The 23,829-nt window shown below is 45.9% G+C and carries 19 protein-coding genes, 1 tRNA gene and 1 pseudogene; 12 read left to right on the top strand and 9 right to left on the bottom strand.

Annotation, left to right across the window (positions count from 1 at the left end; genetic code table 11):
- On the top strand, window positions 1-251 hold a 251-nt coding region (locus tag DWX91_RS16965; protein WP_207664036.1), incomplete at its 5' end, for a hypothetical protein.
- Window position 252: 1 nt separating this feature from the next.
- On the opposite strand, the gene mnmE is transcribed toward DWX91_RS16965, so the two are convergent.
- The 6 genes from mnmE to rpmH form a co-directional block, all read right to left on the bottom strand.
- Complete coding sequence (gene mnmE / locus DWX91_RS14775; protein WP_107000955.1) at window positions 253-1,632, bottom strand: tRNA uridine-5-carboxymethylaminomethyl(34) synthesis GTPase MnmE; 1,380 nt, start codon at window positions 1,630-1,632, stop codon at window positions 253-255.
- Between the two features lie 463 nt (window positions 1,633-2,095).
- The gene (gene jag / locus DWX91_RS14770; protein WP_107000956.1) at window positions 2,096-2,764 is read right to left on the bottom strand and encodes an RNA-binding cell elongation regulator Jag/EloR; all 669 of its coding nucleotides are present in this window, start codon (window positions 2,762-2,764) and stop codon (window positions 2,096-2,098) included.
- A gap of 14 nt (window positions 2,765-2,778) precedes the next feature.
- Window positions 2,779-4,032 carry a YidC/Oxa1 family membrane protein insertase gene (locus DWX91_RS14765; protein ID WP_347561364.1) on the bottom strand — a complete coding sequence of 418 codons (1,254 nt, stop codon included), beginning with the start codon at window positions 4,030-4,032 and terminating at the stop codon, window positions 2,779-2,781.
- Between the two features lie 19 nt (window positions 4,033-4,051).
- Window positions 4,052-4,261, bottom strand: a complete 210-nt coding sequence (yidD, locus tag DWX91_RS14760; protein WP_347560916.1) for a membrane protein insertion efficiency factor YidD — start codon at window positions 4,259-4,261, stop codon at window positions 4,052-4,054.
- Window positions 4,257-4,616 (bottom strand): ribonuclease P protein component, encoded by a 360-nt coding sequence (gene rnpA / locus DWX91_RS14755; protein ID WP_107000958.1) that lies wholly within the window; start codon window positions 4,614-4,616, stop codon window positions 4,257-4,259. The genes yidD and rnpA overlap by 5 nt, the downstream gene beginning before the upstream one ends.
- 190 nt (window positions 4,617-4,806) lie before the next feature.
- Window positions 4,807-4,941 carry a 50S ribosomal protein L34 gene (gene rpmH, locus DWX91_RS14750; protein ID WP_087225913.1) on the bottom strand — a complete coding sequence of 45 codons (135 nt, stop codon included), beginning with the start codon at window positions 4,939-4,941 and terminating at the stop codon, window positions 4,807-4,809.
- 599 nt (window positions 4,942-5,540) lie between these two features.
- Between rpmH and dnaA the strand changes: the two genes are divergently transcribed.
- The 6 genes from dnaA (at window position 5,541) to gyrA (ending at window position 14,211) form a co-directional block, all read left to right on the top strand.
- On the top strand, window positions 5,541-6,911 hold the full coding sequence (dnaA, locus tag DWX91_RS14745; protein WP_022358493.1) for a chromosomal replication initiator protein DnaA: 1,371 nt from the start codon (window positions 5,541-5,543) through the stop codon (window positions 6,909-6,911).
- Window positions 6,912-7,196: 285 nt separating this feature from the next.
- Complete coding sequence (gene dnaN, locus DWX91_RS14735; protein ID WP_022358494.1) at window positions 7,197-8,315, top strand: DNA polymerase III subunit beta; 1,119 nt, start codon at window positions 7,197-7,199, stop codon at window positions 8,313-8,315.
- Between the two features lie 60 nt (window positions 8,316-8,375).
- Complete coding sequence (locus tag DWX91_RS14730) at window positions 8,376-8,582, top strand: RNA-binding S4 domain-containing protein (RefSeq protein WP_107000960.1); 207 nt, start codon at window positions 8,376-8,378, stop codon at window positions 8,580-8,582.
- 11 nt (window positions 8,583-8,593) lie between these two features.
- A complete protein-coding gene (gene recF, locus DWX91_RS14725; RefSeq protein ID WP_117796771.1) occupies window positions 8,594-9,703 on the top strand; it encodes a DNA replication/repair protein RecF in 1,110 nt (369 codons plus the stop codon).
- A gap of 22 nt (window positions 9,704-9,725) precedes the next feature.
- Entirely contained in the window at window positions 9,726-11,639 is a 1,914-nt protein-coding gene (gene gyrB / locus DWX91_RS14720; RefSeq protein WP_107000962.1) for a DNA topoisomerase (ATP-hydrolyzing) subunit B, read from the top strand.
- A 46-nt stretch (window positions 11,640-11,685) separates the two neighbouring features.
- Entirely contained in the window at window positions 11,686-14,211 is a 2,526-nt protein-coding gene (gene gyrA / locus DWX91_RS14715) for a DNA gyrase subunit A (protein WP_117796769.1), read from the top strand.
- Between the two features lie 295 nt (window positions 14,212-14,506).
- Here gyrA and DWX91_RS14710 read toward each other — a convergent pair whose 3' ends face one another.
- A complete protein-coding gene (locus DWX91_RS14710; protein ID WP_118471749.1) occupies window positions 14,507-15,520 on the bottom strand; it encodes a LacI family DNA-binding transcriptional regulator in 1,014 nt (337 codons plus the stop codon).
- 184 nt (window positions 15,521-15,704) lie between these two features.
- Here DWX91_RS14710 and DWX91_RS14705 point away from each other — a divergent pair, with 184 nt between their 5' ends.
- The 4 genes and pseudogenes from DWX91_RS14705 (at window position 15,705) to DWX91_RS14690 (ending at window position 21,130) form a co-directional block, all read left to right on the top strand.
- Window positions 15,705-17,276, top strand: coding sequence for an AbgT family transporter (locus DWX91_RS14705; RefSeq protein WP_107000965.1), 1,572 nt, complete (start codon window positions 15,705-15,707; stop codon window positions 17,274-17,276).
- A 128-nt stretch (window positions 17,277-17,404) separates the two neighbouring features.
- Window positions 17,405-19,192 (top strand): aminopeptidase P family N-terminal domain-containing protein, encoded by a 1,788-nt coding sequence (locus DWX91_RS14700; protein ID WP_412693925.1) that lies wholly within the window; start codon window positions 17,405-17,407, stop codon window positions 19,190-19,192.
- A gap of 380 nt (window positions 19,193-19,572) precedes the next feature.
- The gene (locus DWX91_RS14695) at window positions 19,573-20,427 is read left to right on the top strand and encodes a fumarate hydratase (RefSeq protein WP_118539468.1); all 855 of its coding nucleotides are present in this window, start codon (window positions 19,573-19,575) and stop codon (window positions 20,425-20,427) included.
- 155 nt (window positions 20,428-20,582) lie between these two features.
- Window positions 20,583-21,130, top strand: a pseudogene (locus DWX91_RS14690) (Fe-S-containing hydro-lyase).
- Between the two features lie 128 nt (window positions 21,131-21,258).
- Here DWX91_RS14690 and DWX91_RS14685 read toward each other — a convergent pair.
- A complete protein-coding gene (locus tag DWX91_RS14685; RefSeq protein ID WP_118471753.1) occupies window positions 21,259-22,182 on the bottom strand; it encodes an AEC family transporter in 924 nt (307 codons plus the stop codon).
- Window positions 22,164-23,096: a ketopantoate reductase family protein gene (locus DWX91_RS14680; protein WP_118471755.1), complete on the bottom strand. Its 933-nt coding sequence runs from the start codon at window positions 23,094-23,096 to the stop codon at window positions 22,164-22,166. Before DWX91_RS14680 ends, DWX91_RS14685 begins: the two co-directional genes overlap by 19 nt.
- 247 nt (window positions 23,097-23,343) lie before the next feature.
- On the opposite strand from DWX91_RS14680, the gene DWX91_RS14675 reads away from it, so the two are divergent.
- Window positions 23,344-23,431, top strand: a tRNA-Ser gene (locus DWX91_RS14675).
- Window positions 23,432-23,829 lie beyond the last annotated feature (398 nt).

Genomic DNA, 23,829 nt, shown 5'->3' with positions numbered 1-23,829 from the left:
TGCGCATCCTCGCGGAGCGTTTATCTCAGTCGGAGACAAGGCTTCCACTGAGACAAATTTGCTATTACTCACCACCTGAAGAGGTGGGAGTCTTCTCGACTGAGATAAACGCTGCGGCTCATGCGCCGTATGTTTCGCAGCCGATTTTACTGCAGCTGCACATTTCAATTCGATCAAACGCCTTATATTCTTTCTTGTTTTCAGATCCACCCTATCATACCACAAGGAAAGAAACCTTGCAAAAAAATTGATCTATTTCCCCATACAAAAATGGCTGAAAATTTCATTCACCAGATCCTCTTCCAGTGATTCCCCAAGGATCGTTCCAAGATGTTCATAGGCATCCATCAGATCAATCGAGAAAAAATCCTCCGGCATCGCATTGTCGATGCTTGTCTCGACCAGACGCAGGCTTTTCAGCGCCTGCTCCATCGCCGTCTTGTGACGGACGTTTGTCAGCATGACCTGATCGTTGAAATTCAGGTTTCCCTGCAAGAACATCGTCTGAATTTTTTCCTCCAATCGATCAATTCCCTGCTGTTCCTTCGCCGATACCGGAATCACTTCCTGCCCGCACGCTTCGCGAAGCGCTTCTTCTGTGAGAACCGGTTCCAGATCTGTCTTATTTAAGAGGACGATCACCTTCCGTCCCCGGATCAAATCGAGGATCTGACGGTCATTTTCATCCAGCTCCCTTGATCCATCGACCACATACAAGATCAAATCTGCCTCATCCGCAATCTTTCTCGCCCGTTCCACGCCAATCTTTTCAACGATATCCTCCGTTTCCCGGATGCCCGCCGTATCGATCAAATTTAAGCTAAGCCCGCGCAGACGGATATTTTCCTCCAGCGTATCGCGTGTCGTACCGGCGATCTCTGTCACAATCGCGCGCTCCTCTCCCAGCAGTACATTCATCAGGGACGATTTTCCTGCATTCGGCTTACCTAAGATCACGGTTTTGATCCCCTCCGTCATGATACGCCCGTTGTCAAACGTCCCGATCGACGCCTCCAGTTCCATCTCAATCGGCTGCAGCGTCTCCCGAAGGCGCTCCGGGTATCCGTCCAGGGAAATATGCTCCGGATCATCAAGTGCGGACTCAATAAAGGCGATCTCATAGATTAGTTTTTCGCGGAGTTCCCGCACTTTCCGCGACATTGAACCGCTCAACTGGCTGACCGAAGACTGCAGCGCATACTCATTTTTCGACTGGATCACATCGATCACGGCTTCCGCCTGCGAAAGATCAATTCTGCCATTTAAAAACGCCCGCTTCGTAAATTCGCCTGGTTCCGCCAGCCGCGCCCCACATTTTACCGCCAGCTCCAGAATCCGCTTCATCACCAGAACGCCTCCGTGACAGTCAATCTCTACCGTGTCCTCCGCCGTATAACTGTGCGGACCGCGCATCAAAAGAAGCAGCACTTCATCGATCCGTTCCTCTCCATCCCGAATATATCCATAATGAATCGTATACGTTTTCTGCTCTGAAAGCCTCTTCCCCGCCACCGCCGGTTCAAACATCCGCTCCGCCACCGCCACAGCGTCCGAACCGCTAATCCGGATAATCCCAATCCCCGAACTCGAAAGCGCCGTCGCGATCGCGGCGATTGTATCTGTATATACCATATATATATATAAATCCTTCCTTACTTTTTATCTTCTTATTTTATACCATATGGAAGCATTTTCCCATCTTTATTTACAAATCTAGTCTAATATTTATTTCTTTTTTCATGTTTTCACGATAAACCTTGGCGCGAGAGAGGTGCAGGATGGCAGTTCCGGCTTTCAGTTATTCCTGTTGTACGCATTTTGAGCCATCTGTCCGAATGGGACGGATGTAGTCCACTTTACAATAGGACTGCACTTTCCTGTGCGGTCCGTAATACATACTCACGCCTGCATTGGCAAAAATTCTTTGTCGAAGACAAATTTGCATGAATTTTTGCCGTTTTGTGAACGGAGTGAACAAATCGCAAGCGAACAACGAAAAACTGAGAAGCCAGGGCTGTCATCCTGTACCTCTCGCGCTCGATCCCCCACAAAAAAGAAGGTCTAGATACCTCCAGACCTTCTTCGTCACACTTATTTACTTCTCATATCTCCCATACCCGTCACTTCTCTCGCGTCTGCCCTCACGCTTCAGCGAAATAATCACATGCCGGAACGGATCCTCACCCTCGCTGCGGGTGGTAACATACTTGTCATTCTGCAGCGCTGCATGAATGATCCGTCTCTCATACGGGTTCATCGGCTCCAAAGATACGGAGCGTTTCGTTCTCTTTACCTTGTAAGCAATGTTCTTTGCCAGTGTCTCAAGCGTCTCTTTCCGTCTCTCGCGGTAATTCTCGGTATCGAGCTTCACGCGGACGTAATTCTCGCTCTTCTTGTTGACAACCAGGCTGACCAGATACTGGAGAGAATCCAGGGTCTGACCTCTCTTACCGATCAAAATACCCATATCCTCGCCGGAGAGGTCGATGTTCATCTCGCACTCTTCCTCATTGAAAGCCGCTGCGATCTTCACATCTAAGTTCATCGCATCAAATACCTGGCTTAAAAAGTCGATCGCACGATCCTCGAGCGTCTCTTTCTTCTTAGCACGGATGATCGCCGGTTTCGCGCCGATCCCCAGAAATCCGGCGCTTCCTTTTTCGACCACTTCGTACTCTAATTTATCACTGGTGGTTTCCAGTTCAATCAGTGCCTTTGTTACTGCCTCATCGACTGTCTTAGCGGTAACCGTAATCATATCCATCCTGCGCCCTCCTTCTATTTTTTCGCGTGCTTATCGTTGTACTTCTGCACCATCTTTGCCTTGGAAGCCAGACTGCCCGGCTTCGGATCGGAATTGTAAAATGCTTCAGACGCCTCCATCTGCTTTTTATTGCGGGAGATCTTGTCCTCTTTCGCCTTGCTTTCCGCATCCTCACGTGCCTGCAGCGCCTTTAAATTCACGCTTGCCTTCTCGCTGACATTAGCCGGCGGCAGACCTTTTCTCGCTCTCTTCTTGTTCATCTTCTCCACGTTGCGGCGGATCAGATCATCGACATCGATCTTGTTCATATGTGCATTTACGATCAGCTGCTGAACGAGCTGGAATGCACCCTGAACGACCCAGTAGATACCGATCGCGGACGGCAGGGAGAAACAGAAGAATACGGACATCAGCGGCATCGTGATCATCATGCTGTTCATCATGCTCGCGCCCGGCGCGTCCTGATCCACCTGCTGTAAATTGGAAATCAGCTTGGTGGAGAGCCACTGGGTCAGACCCGCAAGGATCGGGATGATCCATGCGATCGTGATGTGGTTAAAACCGGTAAACGGCGGAGTTGCCAGATTGATGCCGAAGAAATAGTTCATCTGCTCAATCTTGCCCGCATTTTCTGCGATCGTCGAAGAGATCTGCGGGAATAAACTTTCCAGCGTATCCCATCCAGCCGGTGTCAACTTATATAACATATCTACGACTTTGTTTGCCACGGTGTAGTCTACCTTGTCCACCGCCATGCCGACACCGCTTGCCAGCTCGGAAATCTTGTTGATGTAATCCGGCTGCCCCATCAGCGGGTTCGCTACGTTGTCAAAAAAGACACGTACTGACGGTACGTATGCCGGAATGTTGTAGATAACCCGGTACAAAGCGAAGATAATCGGAAGCTGAATCGCCATCGGCAGACATCCTGCCATCGGATTCGAGCCATATTTCTCATAGACTGCCTGCATCTCGACCTGTTGTTTAGCCATCGATGCCTGATCGGTTTTTCCCTTATACCTATTCTGAACCGCCTTGATTTCAGGGTTCATAAGCGACATAAGTTTTGACGATTCCTGCTGTTTGATCGTCAGAGGAAATAACAGTAACTTTGTGATAATGGTAAACAGGATGATACACAGACCGATATTCATGATCCCCATGCTGCTGGTAATCCGGAATAAAAAGTCCATGATATAACCAAACACGCTGGCGATCGGTCCCATGATCGAACCTGCCTTTGTCGCAACTAAAACGCTAACGTCCAATGAACTACCTCCTCATCCTTTACGGAACTGGATCATAACCGCCTTCTGCAAATGGATTACAGCGAAGAATCCGCTTACATGCCAAAATCATACCTTTTACAGCGCCGTACTTTTTAAGTGCCTGGATGGCGTACTCCGAGCACGTCGGCGTGTACTTGCAGTGAGGTCCTGTCATAGGGGAAATATAGAGCTGATATTCCCGAATCATCTTTATCAAGATCTTCTTAATCAATATTCTCACTTCGATTCTCCAGAATGTTATGCAGTCCGCATAAGTGCAGGTATGCACTCTCAATTTTTTTGAAGTCTGCTTCTTTCGCTGCCGGTCTGGCAACGACTACGATGTCTAATCCGAGTCTGACTCTGTCCTTATTTAACCGATAGCTCTCCCGTACCAACCTTGTCACATGATGGCGGACCACGCTGTTTCCAACCTTTTTGCTGACGGAGATACCGATCCGAGGCTCCTTCCCGTCATCCACCCGCTTCACGTACATAACCAGAAGCTTATTGGCATAGGATTTCCCTGTCTTGTAAACCTTTTGAAATTCGCTGTTCTTCTTAATTGAATTAAAACGCTTCATTAAAATCACCAATGATAAATAATATAAAATAGAATCCGGCTCGCCGGATTCACGCACCGAGGTGCGATTGCATTAGCATCATTTTCCCCTGCACCGAGTGTGCATCGCAGAGCTTTTCTTAATTTCATAGAACTTTTTCTATGAATATTAAGAAAGACCACAATCTATAACTCGATTGCGGCCTCGTTCATTAAGCAGATAATTTTGCTCTACCTTTTGCTCTTCTGGCAGCCAGAACTTTTCTTCCACCTGCGCTGCTCATTCTCGCACGGAATCCATGAACTTTTGCTCTCTGTCTTTTCTTCGGCTGAAATGTCATCTTCATGTCTGCATACACCTCCTCATCCATAATATAGTAAGAGAAATCCACGCTTCCTCCGGCTCACGCCGAAATCCGTATTCTTCTCAACATAGTTAGACTATTGTAATTAAACATCTTCTCCATTATATAGAAGAATTCCGCATTCGTCAACCACTATTTTGATCTTTTTAATCCCCATAGAACAAGGAATTTCTGTGGTTTTTCCACCATTTCGATCCTGCGTCCCCACAGATCGATCGTCGATTGCTGTCGAGGCACCTTATTATATACAGTATACACACCGGGACATTTCCATTTTGTGGATAAAAAAATCCTTATTTTATCAGCATTCCAGCCACCTATTCACAGCTTATCCTCCACTTATCCACATTTTGGGGATAACTTGTGGAAAAGCCGTGGAATACGATCTGGATAAGCTTCTGATTGTTCACACCCATTCACCAAAAAGCCTTATTTTTCGGCGTTTTTTCCACGTGGATAACTGAATTTCACTTATTCACATTGCGGGTTTTTATTGAAAAATGTGGACAAATCATGTAGAATAGAACTTAGATTGGGTTATTTTGCAGTTTTGGCTGCTTTTTACGTTTAGGAGACACAGTATGATAGAGAAAATTAAGGAAAAATGGGATGAAATTCTCCTCCATATTAAAGAAGAACACGAACTGACGGACGTTTCTTTCAAAACATGGCTGCTTCCGACGCAGCCTTATTCCATGAAAGACGGCACCCTTCAGATCCTGGTTCCGGATGTGCAGTTTCTCGGCTATATCAAAAAAAAATACGGACTTTTGATCCAGATTACCATCGAAGAACTAACCGGAATCGAGTGTGAGGTCGATTTTGTCACCATCGAACAGGTCGATGAGCCGCAAAAAGAGACGGACAAAAGCCATCTGATCAACCGCCCGTCCGAAGTCAGCCGCCAGCTCATCCAGGATGCGAACTTAAATCCGCGCTACACATTCGACACCTTCGTCGTCGGCGCAAACAATAACTTAGCGCACGCCGCTTCCCTCGCCGTGGCAGAATCTCCGGGTGAGATCTACAACCCTCTCTTCATTTACGGGGGTGTAGGTCTGGGAAAAACGCATCTTATGCACTCGATCGGACATTTTATCTTAAAAAACAATCCAAAAGCGAAGGTTCTCTACGTTACAAGTGAGAAGTTTACGAACGAACTGATCGATGCGATCCGGAACAAAAACAATATTTCCACCACGGAGTTCCGTGAAAAATACAGAAACAACGACGTCCTCCTCATCGATGATATCCAGTTTATTATCGGTAAGGAATCGACACAGGAAGAATTTTTCCATACCTTCAACGCACTCTATGAAGCGAAAAAACAGATCATTATCTCCTCAGATAAGCCGCCGAAAGAGATCGAGACGCTGGAAGAACGGCTTCGTTCCCGTTTCGAATGGGGCTTGACCGTCGATATCCAGTCGCCGGATTATGAAACCCGTATGGCGATCCTCCGCAAAAAAGAGGAACTCGAGGGCTACAATATAGATAATGAAGTGATCAAGTACATCGCCACCAACGTCAAGTCCAACATCCGTGAGCTCGAGGGCGCCCTCACCAAGATCGTCGCCCTTTCCAAGTTAAATAACAAGGAGATCACGACGGAGCTGGCGGAGGAAGCGCTCAAGGATCTCATTTCCCCGAACGCGGAGAAGGAAGTGACCCCGGAGCTGATCATCCAGGTCGTTGCCGATCATTTCGGTATCACTCCGCTTGACATTTCCTCCCAGAAGCGCAACAAGGAGATCGTATTCCCGCGCCAGATCGTGATGTATATCTGCCGTTCGATGCTCGGAACTTCCCTGCAGAATATCGGCAAATATTTAGGCGGTCGGGATCACACGACGATCATCCACGGTCACGACAAGATCGCTGCCGATATGGAGAAAAACGAATCGCTTCGCAATACCGTGGAAATCTTAATGAAAAAGATCAGCCCACAGTAGGTTTCTTCCACAATTTCGCGTGGAAAAGTGGTTGAAAACCTGTGGATAACTTTTCCCACATTTTGCTCCATTTCAGGGCTGTGGATAATTCAAAAGTTATCCAGCCGGTTCCGGACAGTTTTACACAGCCTTTTTAACCATTCAAAAGGAGTCTGAACCCCTGTATTTTCAAGACTGTCCGGAGAATTCCACATATTCACAGCCCCTACTACGATTGCGACGAAATTTATATATATCTTTTCTTTCCGTTCCACGTTATTTTTAGCAAAGGAGTTATCAACAAACATGAAGCTTTCATTTGAAAAAGATCATTTAATGAACGGCATCAACATTGTTCTAAAGGCCGTTCCTTCCAAAACCACCATGCCGATTCTCGAATGCATCCTGATCGATGCTGTTTCGGATGAGATCAAACTGACCGGCAACGATATGGAGCTGGGAATTGAGACGAAGGTCGAAGGAACGATCCTGGAACGTGGAAAAATCGCTCTTGATGCCAAGCTTTTTTCCGATATTATCCGCAAGCTCTCCGGCGAAAATTCTACGATCACGATCGAATCGGATGAAAAATACAACACGACGATCACCTGTGACAAGGCTATTTTCCAGATTCAGGGCAAGGACGGCGATGAATTTTCCTATATTCCCCACATTGAGCGGGATAAATTCATCACACTTTCCCAGTTTACCTTAAAAGAGATCATTCGCCAGACGATCTTCTCGATCTCGCCGAACGACAGCAACAAGATGATGACCGGTGAGCTGATGGAGGTCACCGGCAATGAACTTAAGCTCGTTTCCCTCGACGGACACCGCATGTCGATCCGCAAAGTTGCATTAAAAGAACAGTACAGTGATATAAAAGTCATCGTTCCTGGCAAGACTTTAGGTGAGATCAGCAAGATCTTAAACGGTGACAACGACTCTGAGGTACAGATTTTCTTCAGCACCAACCACATCATGTTTGAATTTGACGACACGATCGTGTTATCCCGCCTGATTGAGGGCGAGTATTTCCGGATCAATCAGATGCTTTCCTCCGATTATGAGACGAAAGTTACCTTGAACCGCCGCGATTTCATGGATGCGATCGACCGTGCGAGCATTCTCGTCCGTGAAAATGATAAGAAACCTTTGATCTTAAACTTTACCGATGAAGAAATGGAGTTAAAGATGCATTCCGCCTTCGGTACGATGGATGCCCGTCTGGCGATTACCAAGTTTGGAAAAGACCTGATGATCGGCTTCAACCCGAAGTTTTTGGGTGATGCGCTGCGAATCATCGATGATGAGGAAGTGACTCTGTACATGATGAATCCGAAATCCCCGTGCTTTATCCGGGACGAGGAGGAGACTTACATCTATCTGATCCTGCCGGTCAATTTCAATGCGGCAGCGATCTAACCTGCCATTTTTAGACATGGCAGGTGCAGGCAGACAGTGACAGAAAGGATCTGAAATAAGATGGAGATAAAACTGAGAGATGAATTTATAAAACTGGGTCAGGCGCTTAAGGCAGCTGGTCTGGTAGAGTCCGGCGTGGATGCTAAATTTGCGATTCAGGACGGGCTTGTGAAGGTCAATGGCGCGGTGGAAATGCAGCGCGGCAAGAAGCTTTACGACGGGGACAAAGTCGAGTATGACGGAGAGACCGTAACAATCACCAAATAAAGGATGGTTTCATGTTTATCGAATCGATCGAACTCAAAAATTACCGCAATTACGGGGAATTACATATGGATTTTGATCCGGGGACGAATGTTCTCTACGGGGACAACGCGCAGGGTAAAACCAATATCCTTGAAGCGGTCTACGTGTGTGCGACGACCAAGTCCCACCGCGGCAGCAAGGACAGGGAGATCATCGAATTCGGAGAGGACGAGTCCCACATCAAGATGCAGCTTCGCAAGGACGATGTGCCGTACCGGATTGACATGCATCTAAAGAAAAATAAGACGAAGGGCGTGGCGGTCAACGGGATTCCGATCCGGCGGGCGAGCGAGCTTTTCGGCATTGTTAACGTGGTGTTTTTTTCGCCGGAAGATCTGAATCTCATTAAGAACGGACCGGCGGATCGGCGCCGTTTTATTGATCTGGAATTATGCCAGTTAAACCGGCTCTACGTCCATTCGCTGGTGCAGTACAACCGGGTGGTGATACAGAGAAATAAGCTCTTAAAGGAGCTGTTTTTCCATCCCGAGTACGAGGAGATGCTGGATATATGGGATATGCAGCTTGCTTCCTATGGGCGGGAGGTGAGCCAGTACCGGCGGGAATTTATCGGTGAATTAAACGAATTGATCCGTCCGATCCATCAGAAATTGTCGGGTGGAAAGGAAGAACTCGTCATCCAGTATGAGCCGAACACGGAGGCGGATCAGTTGGAAGCGGCAGTCAAAAAGAGCCGCGAGGCGGACCGGAAGCAGAAGACGACGCTGGTCGGACCACACCGGGATGACTTAAGTTTCTATGTCAACGGAATTGACATCCGGCGCTTCGGTTCACAGGGACAGCAGAGAACGGCGGCATTATCGCTCAAACTGGCGGAGATTGAGCTGGTTAAAAAGATCAAAAAGGAGTATCCGATCCTGCTTCTCGACGATGTTTTGTCGGAGTTAGATGGAAAACGGCAGGATCATCTGCTCGCCAGCATCCGCCACATACAGACGATCATTACCTGTACGGGCTTGGATGATTTTATCAGCCACAGCTTCCAGATAGATAAGACCTTTCGGGTCGTGAGCGGGACGGTCACCTGTGAACGTCCAAACAAGACAACTAGTCAGACATAAAACAGCAAGTGAAGGAGGAACTATGGGTTCAGAATACAGTGCAGATCAAATACAGATATTGGAGGGATTGGAGGCGGTCAGAAAGCGTCCTGGTATGTATATAGGCAGCACATCTGTAAGAGGCCTCCATCACCTGGTGTATGAGATAGTAGACAACTCCGTGGATGAGGCGTTAGCCGGATTCTGCAGTCACATCGAGGTGCAGATCAATGCGGACAATTCCATCACGGTACAGGATGACGGTCGTGGTATCCCGGTTGATACTCAGAAAAAAGCCGGACTTCCGGCGGTTGAGGTCGTATTTACGATCCTGCATGCGGGCGGCAAGTTCGGCGGCGGCGGATACAAGGTATCCGGCGGTCTGCACGGCGTAGGCGCATCGGTTGTAAATGCTCTTTCCGAGTGGCTGGAGGTTGAGATCTGCCGCGATGGAAAGGTATATAAACAGCGCTATGAGCGCGGCAAAACGATGTATCCGCTGAAAGTAGTCGGTGAGTGTGCTCCGGATAAGCACGGCACACGGGTCGTATTCCTGCCGGATAAGGAGATTTTCGAGGAAACGGTCTACGACTATGATACGTTAAAAGTACGCCTGCGTGAGACGGCATTCCTGACGAAAAACTTAAAGATCACCCTGCGGGATGACAGAGAAGTGAAGCATGAGAAGACCTTTCACTATGAGGGCGGTATCAAGGAATTTGTCACCTACTTGAACCGGAGCAATGAGAAGCTCTATGAACCGGTTATCTACTGCGAGGGCATCAAGGACAAGGTATTTGTCGAGGTGGCGATGCAGCATAACGATTCCTACACGGAAAATATCTACACCTTCGTCAATAATATCAATACACCGGAGGGCGGTACCCATCTGGCCGGCTTTAAGAGTGCTCTGACGAAGACTTTTAATGACTATGCGAAGAAAAATAAGCTTCTGAAGGAAAATGAGCCGGCACTCAGCGGTGAGGATATCCGCGAGGGCCTTACAGCGATCATCAGCGTTAAGATCGAGGAGCCGCAGTTTGAGGGACAGACGAAGCAGAAACTCGGCAACAGCGAGGCCCGCGCGGCGGTCGATGCGATCGTGAGCGAGCAGCTGACATATTTCCTGGAGCAGAATCCAACGGTTGCCAAGATCATCTGTGAGAAATCAATTCTTGCCAAGAGAGCCCGCGACGCAGCCCGCAAGGCCCGCGAGATGACGAGACGTAAATCAGCGCTTGACGGCATGGCGCTTCCAGGAAAATTAGCCGATTGTTCCGACAAGAATCCGGAAAACTGCGAGATCTACATCGTAGAGGGAGATTCCGCGGGTGGTTCTGCGAAAGAGGCTAGAAATAAATCCAATCAGGCTATTCTGCCTCTTCGAGGCAAGATCTTAAACGTAGAAAAAGCAAGACTGGATCGAATTTACGGCAATGCGGAGATCCGTGCGATGATCACGGCATTTGGTACCGGTATTCATGAAGATTTTGATATTTCAAAACTTCGTTACAACAAGATCATTATCATGACCGATGCCGATGTGGATGGTGCACATATCAGTACCCTGCTTCTGACGTTCCTGTATCGTTTTATGCCGGATTTGATCCGGGAAGGACATGTATATCTGGCACAGCCGCCGCTTTATAAGATCGAGAAGAATAAGCGTGTCTGGTATGCATACAGCGATGATGAGCTGAATTCGATTCTGACTGAGATTGGCCGTGACAACAACAATAAGATCCAGCGTTATAAAGGTCTGGGTGAGATGGACGCGGAACAGCTTTGGGAGACTACCATGGATCCGGAGCGCCGAATTCTTCTCCGTGTCCAGATCGACAGTGAGACTGCTTCGGAGGTTGATCTGACATTTGCTACCCTGATGGGGGATCAGGTTGAGCCGCGCCGTGAGTTTATCGAGGCAAATGCGAAGTACGTAAAGAACCTGGATATTTAATTAAATTTAAGTCACTTAAATCCTTTTGAGGACGAAAGGAGTATAGATGGAACCAAATATATTTGACAAAATTCATGACATTGATCTGAAAAAGACAATGGAAACGTCTTACATCGATTATGCGATGAGCGTTATTGCTGCCCGTGCACTTCCGGATGTGCGGGATGGCTTGAAACCGGTGCAGAGACGAGTGCTTTATTCGATGGTTGAGCTGAATAATGGACCGGATAAGCCCCACCGTAAGTCAGCCCGTATCGTCGGTGATACAATGGGTAAATACCACCCACATGGTGACAGTTCAATCTATGGTGCGTTGGTAAATATGGCTCAGAAATGGGCTACCCGTTACCCGCTTGTAGATGGACATGGAAACTTCGGTTCCATGGACGGCGACGGCGCCGCAGCGATGCGATACACCGAGGCAAGACTGAGCCGTATTTCCATGGAGATGCTGGCGGATATTGGCAAGAATACCGTTGATTTCATGCCGAACTTTGATGAGACTGAGAAAGAACCGACGGTTCTTCCGGCTCGTTTTCCCAATATTCTGGTAAATGGCGGCACCGGTATCGCCGTTGGTATGGCAACGAATATTCCGCCTCACAACCTGCGTGAGGTGATTGCTGCCGTTGTCAAGATCATAGACAACCGGGTGGAGGAAGACCGCCCGACTACCATCGAAGAACTGATGGAGATCGTAAAGGGACCTGATTTCCCGACAGGAGCAACCATCCTTGGAAAAGCAGGCATCGAAGAAGCGTACAGAACCGGACGCGGCAAGATCCGTGTACGGGCTGTATACAATATCGAGGCCATGGCAAATGGCAAGAGCCGTATCATCGTGACAGAGCTTCCTTATGCAGTGAATAAGGCTCGTTTGATCGAAAAGATCGCAGAGCTTGTAAAGGATAAAAAGCTTGATGGAATCACGGATCTGCGTGATGAATCCAACCGTGAGGGACTTCGGATCTGCATTGAACTGCGCCGTGATGTGAATGCCAATGTCATCATGAACCGTCTGCTGAAGCATACACAGCTGCAGGACACCTTTGGTGTGATTATGCTGGCGCTGGTTAATAATGAGCCGCGTATCTTAAATCTGCAGCAGATCCTGGAATATTACTTAAAGCACCAGGAGGATGTGGTAACCAGAAGAACCAAATATGATCTGAACAAGGCAGAAGAGAGAGCCCATATTTTGGAAGGTCTTTTAAAGGCACTGGATCATATCGATGAGGTTATTAAGATCATCCGCGGTTCTGCCAATGTTCAGGCGGCGAAAGCTCAGTTAATGGAGCGTTTTGATCTTTCGGATGCACAGGCACAGGCCATCGTAGATATGCGTCTGCGTGCTCTGACCGGTCTGGAACGCGAGAAACTGGAAAATGAATATAAAGAGCTGGAGGCAAAGATTGCAGAGTTGAAAGCGATTCTGGCAGATGAGAAGAAACTTTTGTGTGTTATCAAGGAGGAGATCTCCCTCATCGCTGATAAATACGGAGATGACCGCCGTACCGCCATCGGATATGATGAATACGATATGTCTGCGGAGGATTTGATCCCGGATGACGATATCGTTGTGACCATGACCAATTTTGGCTATATTAAGAGAATGTCCAGCGATAATTTCAAGAGCCAGAACCGCGGAGGCAAGGGAATCAAGGGCATGCAGACTATTGAGGAAGATTATATCGAAGATCTGCTGATGACCACAACCCATCATTATGTGATGTTCTTTACCAACAAGGGACGCGTATACCGTCTGAAGGGATACGAGATTCCGGAGGCAGGACGCACTGCCAGAGGTACTGCCATCGTGAATCTGCTTCCGCTGATGCCAGGCGAGAAGATCACATCCATCGTTCCTATGAAGGAGATCGATGATGAGAAATATCTCTTCATGGCAACCCGCAATGGTATGGTTAAGAAGACTCCGATGAAGGAATACAGCAATGTCCGCAAGAACGGTCTTCAGGCGATTGTACTTCGTGATGACGATGAATTGATCGAAGTTAAGGCTACCGATAATACCGAAGATATTTTCCTGATCACAAAGAAAGGTATGTGTATCCGATTCCATGAGACCGATGTCCGCGTGACAGGCCGTGTTTCCATGGGGGTTATCGGCATGAAGTTTGATGAAGGCGATGAAGTCATCGGTATGCAGATGGCCAGCCAGGGAGAATGCCTGCTGGTAGTATCGGAAAATGGTTATGGAAAACGCACTCCGATTGATGAATTTACAGCCCAGAACCGAGGCGGCAAGGGCGTGCGCTGCTATAAGATCATCGACAAAACCGGTGATTTGGTGGGTGCAAAGCTGGTAGATAATGAGCGCAAGATCATGCTGATTACCAATGAAGGCATCATCATCAAGATGGCAGTCAGCGACATCTCGATTATCGGACGCAATACCTCCGGTGTGAAGCTGATGAGTATTGATGCTGAATCCGGCATAGCAGTTGCAAGCATCGCCAAGGTGCGGGAGAGCGACAAGGATGAGGATGAAGAAGACGAATTTCTGGAGGAACAGGACGGAGAAGAAACCGAATCTGAGAATACGGAAGAATAAAAGTTACAGTTCAGCCATGCGCTGGTTTGAATGAGAAAGAGTGTTGCAAGCTTGCTTGCATAAGCACTTTTTCATCCAAATCAGCATATGGTGGACCCACCATGCTTCTTGTTTTCATGAATATGGAAACAAGAAGATGTCATGGCTGAACTGTAACGAATAAAAAGTAAAAAAGATCAGATATCCTTGATCTTTGAAAAGAAAATCATAAAAAAGAGAACATCCGGCAATTCATAAACTGGAATTAGCGGGTGTTCTCTTTTTGATCTTTATGAGGCGCAGTATTTTAACAGTGTCACAGCGTCGTTTCTCTCTGAATAAGGCGGCACTTGAATTCCTGGTAGGTAAATTCAGATTCACGGTTTTCGATTATAGCAAGAAGAAGTTTGGCAGCATACTCGCCCATTTGATCGTAGGGAATATCAATGCCGCTGATAGAAGGATAGTCCATTTCATAGAAATTCACCTCGTTCAGGAAGATATGGCGAATTCTCTGAGGGATGGAAAAGCCTGTTTTTAATATTTCACGCTGCAGCAGCAGTCCAATGTCGTAGTTTTGAGAAATGGCAAGATCAAAACTGCGGTTTTCCATGTATTTAGCTAAAAATTGCTGCAAATGAATCAGATCACGATCCTTGATAGGGCAGATCACGTGCTCCAGATGGCAGTTCGGTGCCGTCCGGCGAAGCAGGGATTCAAAAAGCGGATATTTATTATTAACTAAAAGACCGTCATTGCTGATGGAAAAATACCGCACTTCGTGGATTCCCTTTTCCAGACAGAAGGAGGCACATTCCTGCAGGGCATATTCAAATGCATGGGGGAACGGTGTTTTTTTTGAGAAAACCCCGTCCATACAGATAACCACATAAGGAATATGATTTTCATCGGCCGGTTTTGTAAAAGCAGCGTGATCATCGTTGGAAATAAAAATGAGTCCATCGATCACGTTGGAATAATAGCTTTTGACATAATCCGGAGAAGAATCTATATCATCCATTTCATTGAAAATCGTGATGGTATAGTCGATCTGGGACAGGTACTGGCTGATTCCAGTAAAAGCATTTAAGAAAGCCTGGCGGCTGTAATCCTTTGCACATACAATTCCGATGGATGTACAGTTTTTGGTCCGCATGCTTTTGGCGGAAGCATTGGGATAGTAGTGAAGTGCTTCAACGGCATCTAAAACCTTGCGTCTGGTTTCCTCACTGATCTTCTGATTCTGGCGATTATTGATCACATAAGATACAGTCGCCTGAGAGACTCCGCAGAGTTTTGCGATGTCTTTTGCAGTAACATTTTTTTTCATAATTTTGTAGACTCCTTATAACACTTTTACAGTTTATTAAATTTCTCTAAAAATGTCTATAGAAATTCACTAAAATACACAATAATTTAATATTGCTAAAAAAATAATTGAAATGCCGATCCTTTTGTGATATTCTAACAACATAAAATTAACTTATACGTATAAGCTAGGAATGGAGGAAAAAATGGGAAAAGCAAACGAACAAGCAAAAGATAAGCCTTCGTTATTAAACCGCTGGCTGAACGGAATTGAGAAAGTCGGAAATAAACTTCCGCATCCGATTTCTATTTTTGCAATTTTAGTTCTCTTTGTTATCGTTCTTTCTGCTGTCTGTGAGATGGCTGGAGTTTCGGCAACAGGTGAACTGGTTAACCGTTCTAAGGGAGTCGTAGAGACTCAGACGGTTCAGGCTGTCAGCCTTTTGAATGGTGAGGGGCTTGTGTATATGCTGACACATGCAATCACTAACTTTACAGGATTCGCTCCTTTGGGAGTTGTCCTGGTAGCTATGTTTGGTATCGGACTTCTGGAGGACAGTGGTTTAATCGGAGGCGCATTAAAGTCTGCTGTAGAGGTTACTCCGGCTAAGTTAATTACTCCGATGATCGTATTCTTAGGCGTTATGTCCAACCTGGCCGATGCAGTTGGATACATCGTTCTGATTCCGATCGCAGCACTGATGTTCATGGCATACAATCGTCATCCGGTAGTTGGTATGGCTGCAGCATTTGCAGGTGTATCCGGTGGTTTCTCTGCAAACTTATTAATCGGTACTCTGGATCCGCTTCTTTGCGGTATTACCAACGAGGCTGTAAAGATGGTAGACCCGACTTATGTAGTTGAGCCGACCGGAAACTGGTACTTCATGATGGTGTCTACCTTCCTGATCACAATTTTAGGTACTATCATCACTGAGAAAGTCGTTGCACCGCGTTTTGGTGAGTATCACGGCAATGGGGAAGAGAATGAAACAAGCTCTGAATATAAATTAAACGACCAGGAAAGAAAAGCTCTGAAAGTAGCTGGTTTAACCTTACTGGTTATGATTCTGGTTCTGGTAGCTTTCTGTCTCCCGGCTAACTCTGTTATGAGAGCTGAGGATGGAACACTGTTAGGAAACTCTCCGTTTATGGAGGGCATCATCCCGATTATCACTGTACTTTTCTTCGTACCGTCTGTTGTATATGGTCATATGACTGGTGTATACCACGGAGAGAAGGATGTCTGCAACGCTATGGGACGTGCCATGGGAACCATGAGCTCCTACATCGCTCTGACCTTTGTGGCAGCACAGTTTATTAACTTCTTTGGTTATACCAAATTAGGAACGATCCTTGCATTAAAGGGAGCTGAGTTCTTTAGAAACTCTGGTATTGGAACTATCCCGACCATGATCTTATTCGTTCTTTTTGCAGCATTCATCAACCTGTTCATGGGTTCTGCATCTGCAAAATGGGCTCTGATCGCTCCGGTATTCGTACCGATGTTCATGCTGTTAGGTTATACACCGGAGTTCGCTCAGGTTGCTTACCGTATCGGTGACTCCTGTACAAACGTTATCACTCCGATGATGTCCTATTTCGCAATGATTATCGTATTCATGAAGAAATACGATAAAGAGGCTGGTATTGGAACTCTGGTTTCCACCATGCTTCCGTACAGTATATGCTTCCTGATTGGATGGAGTATCCTGTTAGTATTATGGATCGTACTTAACCTTCCGTTAGGACCGGGCGTTGGAATGTTTCTTGGCTAATGGGGTTGAATCGTTACGATAATTTAAATAACTAGAATTAAGATGTACTCTGGGAATGTTTTATGCGGAATGCATAGACATTCCAGGAGTACATATTTTTTCAAAAAAATCGTATGAAGGAGGAAATAATGAACCAGACAAATGTAAAAATTGGACAATTAAGAGATCGCATGAAAGAACTGGGAATCGATGCATACCTGGTTCCGACTGCGGATTTTCATGAATCTGAGTATGTAGGCGAATTCTTTAAATGCCGTCACTTCCTGACCGGTTTCAACGGAACCGCTGGAACGGCTGTTATCACTATGGACAAAGCCGGACTCTGGACAGACGGAAGATACTTTGTACAGGCAGAAGAGCAGCTTTCAGGCAGTGAGATCAAATTATACCGCATGGGTGAACCTGAATTCCCGACTCTGGACGAGTTTTTAGAGGAGGAGCTTCCGGTTGATGGATGCCTTGGATTTGACGGCCGTGTTGTAAACTCTGAGCTGGGGTATGGTCTTCAGAACTTACTGCAGGAAAAAAATGTAACAATCAACTGCAGCAAGGATCTGGTAGGTGAGATCTGGACTTCCCGTCCGGCTATGTCCTGCGAGCCTATCTGGAGCCTGGATGTAAAATATGCCGGAAAGAGTACCGTAGAGAAACTTTCTGATCTTCGTGATGCCATGAAGAAAAATAAAGCACAGATTCATCTGATGACGGCCCTGGATGAAATCGCATGGTTATTCAATCTCCGTGGAAACGATATTGTAAATAACCCGGTATTTCTGTCCTACGCACTTATTACACAGGATGAAGCTTATTTATACGTACAGAAAGAAGCCATCAAAGAAGATACTAAGATGGGAAAAGAGGTTTGTGCGGCTTTAGCTGAGGCAAAGGTTCAGGTAAAAGAGTATGCGGAATTCTTACAGGATGTGGCAGCCCTGAAGAATGAGAAGATTCTTCTGGAACGCAAGAAAGCAAGCTTTGCTGTATGCGAGAGCATTGATGCTTCCTGCCGTATCATAGATGAGATGAATCCTTGTGCGACCATGAAGGCTGTTAAGAATGCAACCGAGATCGAAAATATGCGTAAGGCCCATTTAAAAGATGGTATAGCTGTTACCAAGTTTATGTACTGGCTGAAGCATACCATCGGAACCTGCGATATGACAGAGATGACAGCGGCTCATAAAATTGAAGAACTGCGAGCAGAGCAGGGCAATTATATCGAGCCAAGTTTCGTAACCATTGCAGCTTACAAGGAAAATGCAGCAATGTGCCATTATCATCCAAGCGATGAGGTATGCAAGAAATTAAAACCGGAAGGTCTTCTGCTGGTAGATTCCGGAGGACAGTATTTAGAGGGAACTACTGATATCACAAGAACCTATGCGTTAGGATCTCTGACCGAGAAGGAAAAAGAGTACTACACAATCGTAGCAGCCGCTATGCTGAAGGTATCAACCATGAAGTTCCTTCACGGCTGCCGGGGAATCAACTTAGACTACACCATTCGTGAAGCATTCTGGAAACGTGGTCTTGATTTTGCACATGGTACCGGACATGGTGTTGGATATCTTTCTAACGTACATGAGAGACCGAACGGACTGCGCTGGAAGGTTGTTCCGGAGCGTCAGGACAGCGCTGTGATCGAGCCGGGCATGATCTGCTCCGATGAGCCGGGTCTGTACTTTGCTGGCGATTTCGGAACCAGAACAGAGAACCTGATCTTATGTGTCGAGGATGAGAAAAATGAGTACGGACAGTTCCTGAAGTTCGAATTCCTGACCAAGGCTCCCATCGACTTAGAGGCACTGGATACACGTTTCATGGATGACGCGGATATCGAGCGCTTAAATACATACCATAAAGACGTATACGAAACCATTTCTCCGTACATGAATGAAGAAGAAAAGAGTGGTTAAAACATGTGACAAGAGAAATTTCAAGATAATATGATGTTACAGTTCAGCCATGCGCTGGTTTGAATGAATATGGAAACAAGAAGATGTCATGGCTGAACTGTAACAATATAATACCTCCTGAACAGATAGAGATAAATTCAAGTCGAACGTCCGTGAGACTTGGCGCGTGATTCTGGTCAGCAAAGCTGGCATATTCCTATCAGAATCACTGCGCATGAGATCAAAATCTATTCAGGGGGTATTTTTATTACATCTATTCAGAAATGATTGCAAGATTATTTAATTTCTATTATGATGATATAAGAGTCATTAATAATTAATAGATGCGGTTCTGTCAGCAGGGGCAGATAAAAATTTCATGGAAGAAGGGTAGTTTTCAAATGAGAAGAATCAATGTTGAAACCATTACACAGAATATCAAAGAAATGTGCATTGAGGCCAACCATTTTCTGTCACCGGATATGAAAAAGGTGTTTGATGAGGCGGCAGCGAGTGAAGAATCTCCATTGGGACGTCAGATTTTAGGCCAGCTGGAAGAAAACTTATGTATCGCTGGTGAGGAGATGATTCCGATCTGCCAGGATACCGGAATGGCAGTTGTGTTTATCAAGGTAGGACAGGATGTACATCTGATCGGCGGTTCTCTGACTGATGCTATCAATGAGGGCGTGCGCCAGGGATATGTAGACGGATATCTCCGTAAATCCGTGGTTAAGGATCCGATTTACCGTGAGAATACGAAGGATAATACACCGGCTATCATTCATTATGAGATCGTAGAGGGTGAGCAGGTAGAGATCACGGTGGCTCCGAAGGGATTTGGAAGTGAAAATATGAGCCGTGTGTTCATGCTGAAACCGGCAGATGGAATCGAAGGAGTCAAGGATGCTATTCTGACAGCGGTGCGGGATGCGGGACCGAATGCCTGTCCTCCGATGGTAGTAGGCGTTGGAATCGGTGGAACCTTTGAAAAGTGTGCAGAGATGGCGAAGCACGCGCTGACCAGAAATCTGGAAGAGGAATCACCGGTTGAGTATGTGCGTGATCTGGAAAAAGAAATGCTTGAAACGATCAATAACCTTGGGATCGGTCCTGGCGGTTTAGGCGGACGGACAACCGCCCTGGCTGTCAATATTGAAACCTACCCGACCCATATTGCAGGGCTGCCGGTAGGCATCAATATCTGCTGTCATGTAAACCGTCATGCGCACAGAGTGATTGATGAATATTTTTAGGATTGCGAAAGTGCGAAGCACATAGCAATCCGGTATCAAAAGGGGAAAAATCTCTTGTGACCCAAACATCGTTTGATAGTATAAAGAATGTACTCTCGGAGTCTTTCCTGCACAAAAGGATACCGAGAGCACATAAGATAGATTTGGAGGAAAATATGGATAGAACAATCACAGCTCCAATTGACAGGGAGACATTAAAAAGCCTGCATGCAGGTGATTATGTATATATAAGCGGAACCATCTATACGGCACGTGATGCAGCTCATAAGCGCATGATAGAGACACTGGATGAAGGAAGAGAACTTCCCCTTGATCTGAAAGATAATGTAATTTATTATATGGGACCGTCACCGGCCAGAGAGGGCCGTCCGATTGGTTCTGCAGGTCCGACCACAGCCAGCCGTATGGATAAATATACTCCAAGACTTCTGGATCTCGGCATGGGAGCCATGATCGGAAAAGGAAAGAGAAGCCAGGCAGTCATCGATGCCATCGTTCGCAATGGTGCCGTTTATTTTGCGGCAGTGGGCGGAGCCGGAGCAATTCTTTCAAAGTGCATTAAGGAATCGGAAGTGATTGCATACGACGATCTGGGAACAGAGGCGATCCGAAAATTGACGGTAGAAAATATGCCTATGATCGTGGTAATTGATTCCGAAGGAACAATCTTTACGAGACCGCAGTAAAGGAATATCAGAGATAGAATAATAAGATATCAGATGTGAGATAACTCCCATCCCGCAGCAAGAATGCAGATGCATTTTAGAGTTTTATGAAGAGAGGTTATTGGCTGTTTTGCAAATAACCTCTCTTTTGTCGTGAAGAATAAAGTTATAATTGATAGAGATAAACCATGATTGGCATGGTTATCATACAAAGCAGAGTGGTAATTACGTTAATGGCACCAGCATAGCGGGCATCTTTTCCATATACCTGGGCCATCTGCGTGATTGTGGAGGCGGATGGGGTGATTGTGGCTAACAGGGTGACAAGCAGAATTTGTGAACCATTCTCAGCAAAAGAAGCAAGGCCGCTGAATTTAAGAAGTAAAATTGTCAAAAACGGTACACCGATGAGCCGCAGAATCGTGACAAGTCCAATATGGGGAAAAGACAGAATTTCCTGGGGCGTGGTTCCGGCAATCAGCATTCCTGAGATCAGCATGGCCAAAGGACCAATCATGCTTCCCAGGGAGCGGACAGCGCTGTCCACTGGACCGGGAAGTGAAATCTGTGCCAAGAATAGAAAAATACCGAATAAAATGGCAATCATATTTGTATTTGTTATGATTTTTTTAAAATCAGGCTTTTTTTCTTCACAGATCATCATTTTGCCATGACTCCAGAGAAGAAAAAGCTGTACAGAGACGTAGGCGCTGGAATAAATAACCCAGTCTGGTCCTAGAATAGAGGAAACAAGCGGTATAACAAGATTTCCTGCATTAGAGTAGATGATAGAGGCTTTTTCGACTCCGTTAAGATGAAGAAGAGGTCCTATAAAGTAAAAAAGGACAATCAGGATGAGATGGATCAATACAGCAGCAGCCACCGCCAAAAGAAGCCCATTTAGGATGGAAGGGCTGCAGCTGACCTGAAAAGCAGATAAAATCGAACAGGGGACTACGATATAGACAGACAGGCGTGAAAGAATGCGGCTGTCATCTGAGCGGCAAATGCCAGTCTTTACCAAAACAAAGCCTAAAAACATGATGATAAATAATGCCGCAATTTTACCAACTAAAATTCCAATGGACATAATACTTTTGCTACCTCCTCATAACAGGGCATAGAGACAGAATATTTTTTTGCAAGTCGGAGTGGCTCCATGACAAGTCCGTCCAGTTCCGATGGTTTTCCTTCCATTATGTCACGCTGCATGGAAGTGGTGGCATCGGCAGATAAGTTGGAAAGAATCTCCAGATTTATTTTTACATAGTCTTTTTCAAAGGGATATCCCATGGCAGCAGCCAGAGCGCTGATTTCACGAATCATGGATTTAAATAATTCACGGGCAGGTCCTTCCTTTTGAAAATCTCCGGCCACGGCATGAAGGTAGACTCCAGCAGCTCCGATAGGGGAGACATAGGAAAATTTCTCCAAAGCATCCCTTTGGATATGGGTGGATAAAACTCCATCGATACCGCTTTCGCAAAGATCCGATTGAATGGCTGATAAAATCGGAGAAATATAGGAAGGATCCCTGGGACCGAAGACAACCCTTAAGATAGGACCGTGCTGAACCAGAACACCGGGATGTTCTAAGGATGCAGAAACATAGATGCATCCATCCAGAACGGTACAATCCGGTAATTCTTTCTGCACCCTGGCACCGGTTCCATATATATTTAAGATGGGAATAATAATTGTGCGGGGACCAGCGGTCTGTCGGATAAAAGGAAGGACGGAATCAAGGGAATATTCTTTTACGCATATAAAGATAACCTCCGGAGCCAGGGAAAGAGCACAGGATTTTTCCATGGATAATGCACGAACCTCAAGATGTTCTTCCGTCTGATCCCAGAGATGACGAATGATGAGACCGTTATTACGCATAGCATCAAGGTTGGAACCACGGGCAATGAATGTAACATCCTTTCCAGCTTTTGTAAGAGCAGAGCCAAGAATTCCACCAGTACCGCCGGCTCCCAGGATCATATATTTTAAATTCATAAAAAAACTCCTTTCTGAATCCTAATCTGGATTGCTGCGTGCGATGCGGTGCACTCCTGCAATCCGCCAAAACATCTATAGTATCATATCATAAAATATATTGAAAAATGGTGGTTTAAAGGAAATAAAAAAAAAGAAAAAACTTGGATAAATTTGCTTGACATTTTAAATTTTCTTTGATACAATGAGATACGCGTCTGACAAAGAAATGCGTTAAGATGCAATTGAATATTTTTTTTATTACTGCGGAGAAATACTCAAGAGGCCGAAGAGGCGCCCCTGCTAAGGGTGTAGGTCGGGCAACCGGCGCGAGGGTTCAAATCCCTCTTTCTCCGTTTCTTTTTTTAAAAAAGCTAGAAAAAATAAAAACAAAAAAGTGCTTGACACTGATGAGTTTTCGTGATAAACTAGCTGAGCTGTTGAAGAAACGGCGCTTTTGAAAAAGAAAAACAAAAAATAAATTAAAAAAAGTTGTTGACAAGCAAGAATGCTTATGATAAAATATATGAGCTGTCGCTGAGACAACAAAGAACCTTGAAAACTGAACAGTATGTAAAACCCTGAAAATTCTAAGAACAAAGGCTTTTGGTTAAGCCTTGAAGTTCAAGAGAACATTCAGAACAAAACCAAAACAACAGTAATAACGGTTAAAATTAGCCAAGCGAATTTTGACTGGAATCAAAACTTTAACATGAGAGTTTGATCCTGGCTCAGGATGAACGCTGGCGGCGTG

Origin of the sequence: Clostridium sp. AF22-10 (genome assembly GCF_003478725.1) — a bacterium.
GTDB lineage: Bacteria > Bacillota > Clostridia > Lachnospirales > Lachnospiraceae > Otoolea > Otoolea fessa.
Note: the sequence above shows the minus strand (reverse complement) of the source record. Positions and strands in the feature narration are given on the sequence as shown.

What these genes read in the sequence shown, in the direction of transcription:
- dnaN (WP_022358494.1), top strand. Translation starts at nt 7,197, where the DNA reads ATGAAGCTTTCATTTGAAAAAGATCATTTAATGAACGGCATCAACATT.
- DWX91_RS14705 (WP_107000965.1), top strand. Translation starts at nt 15,705, where the DNA reads ATGGGAAAAGCAAACGAACAAGCAAAAGATAAGCCTTCGTTATTAAAC.
- recF (WP_117796771.1), top strand. Translation starts at nt 8,594, where the DNA reads ATGTTTATCGAATCGATCGAACTCAAAAATTACCGCAATTACGGGGAA.
- rpmH (WP_087225913.1), bottom strand. Translation starts at nt 4,941, where the DNA reads ATGAAGATGACATTTCAGCCGAAGAAAAGACAGAGAGCAAAAGTTCAT.
- DWX91_RS14730 (WP_107000960.1), top strand. Translation starts at nt 8,376, where the DNA reads ATGGAGATAAAACTGAGAGATGAATTTATAAAACTGGGTCAGGCGCTT.
- DWX91_RS14685 (WP_118471753.1), bottom strand. Translation starts at nt 22,182, where the DNA reads ATGTCCATTGGAATTTTAGTTGGTAAAATTGCGGCATTATTTATCATC.
- gyrA (WP_117796769.1), top strand. Translation starts at nt 11,686, where the DNA reads ATGGAACCAAATATATTTGACAAAATTCATGACATTGATCTGAAAAAG.
- gyrB (WP_107000962.1), top strand. Translation starts at nt 9,726, where the DNA reads ATGGGTTCAGAATACAGTGCAGATCAAATACAGATATTGGAGGGATTG.
- DWX91_RS14695 (WP_118539468.1), top strand. Translation starts at nt 19,573, where the DNA reads ATGAGAAGAATCAATGTTGAAACCATTACACAGAATATCAAAGAAATG.
- DWX91_RS14700 (WP_412693925.1), top strand. Translation starts at nt 17,405, where the DNA reads ATGAACCAGACAAATGTAAAAATTGGACAATTAAGAGATCGCATGAAA.
- jag (WP_107000956.1), bottom strand. Translation starts at nt 2,764, where the DNA reads ATGGATATGATTACGGTTACCGCTAAGACAGTCGATGAGGCAGTAACA.
- dnaA (WP_022358493.1), top strand. Translation starts at nt 5,541, where the DNA reads ATGATAGAGAAAATTAAGGAAAAATGGGATGAAATTCTCCTCCATATT.
- mnmE (WP_107000955.1), bottom strand. Translation starts at nt 1,632, where the DNA reads ATGGTATATACAGATACAATCGCCGCGATCGCGACGGCGCTTTCGAGT.
- DWX91_RS14710 (WP_118471749.1), bottom strand. Translation starts at nt 15,520, where the DNA reads ATGAAAAAAAATGTTACTGCAAAAGACATCGCAAAACTCTGCGGAGTC.
- rnpA (WP_107000958.1), bottom strand. Translation starts at nt 4,616, where the DNA reads ATGAAGCGTTTTAATTCAATTAAGAAGAACAGCGAATTTCAAAAGGTT.
- DWX91_RS14680 (WP_118471755.1), bottom strand. Translation starts at nt 23,096, where the DNA reads ATGAATTTAAAATATATGATCCTGGGAGCCGGCGGTACTGGTGGAATT.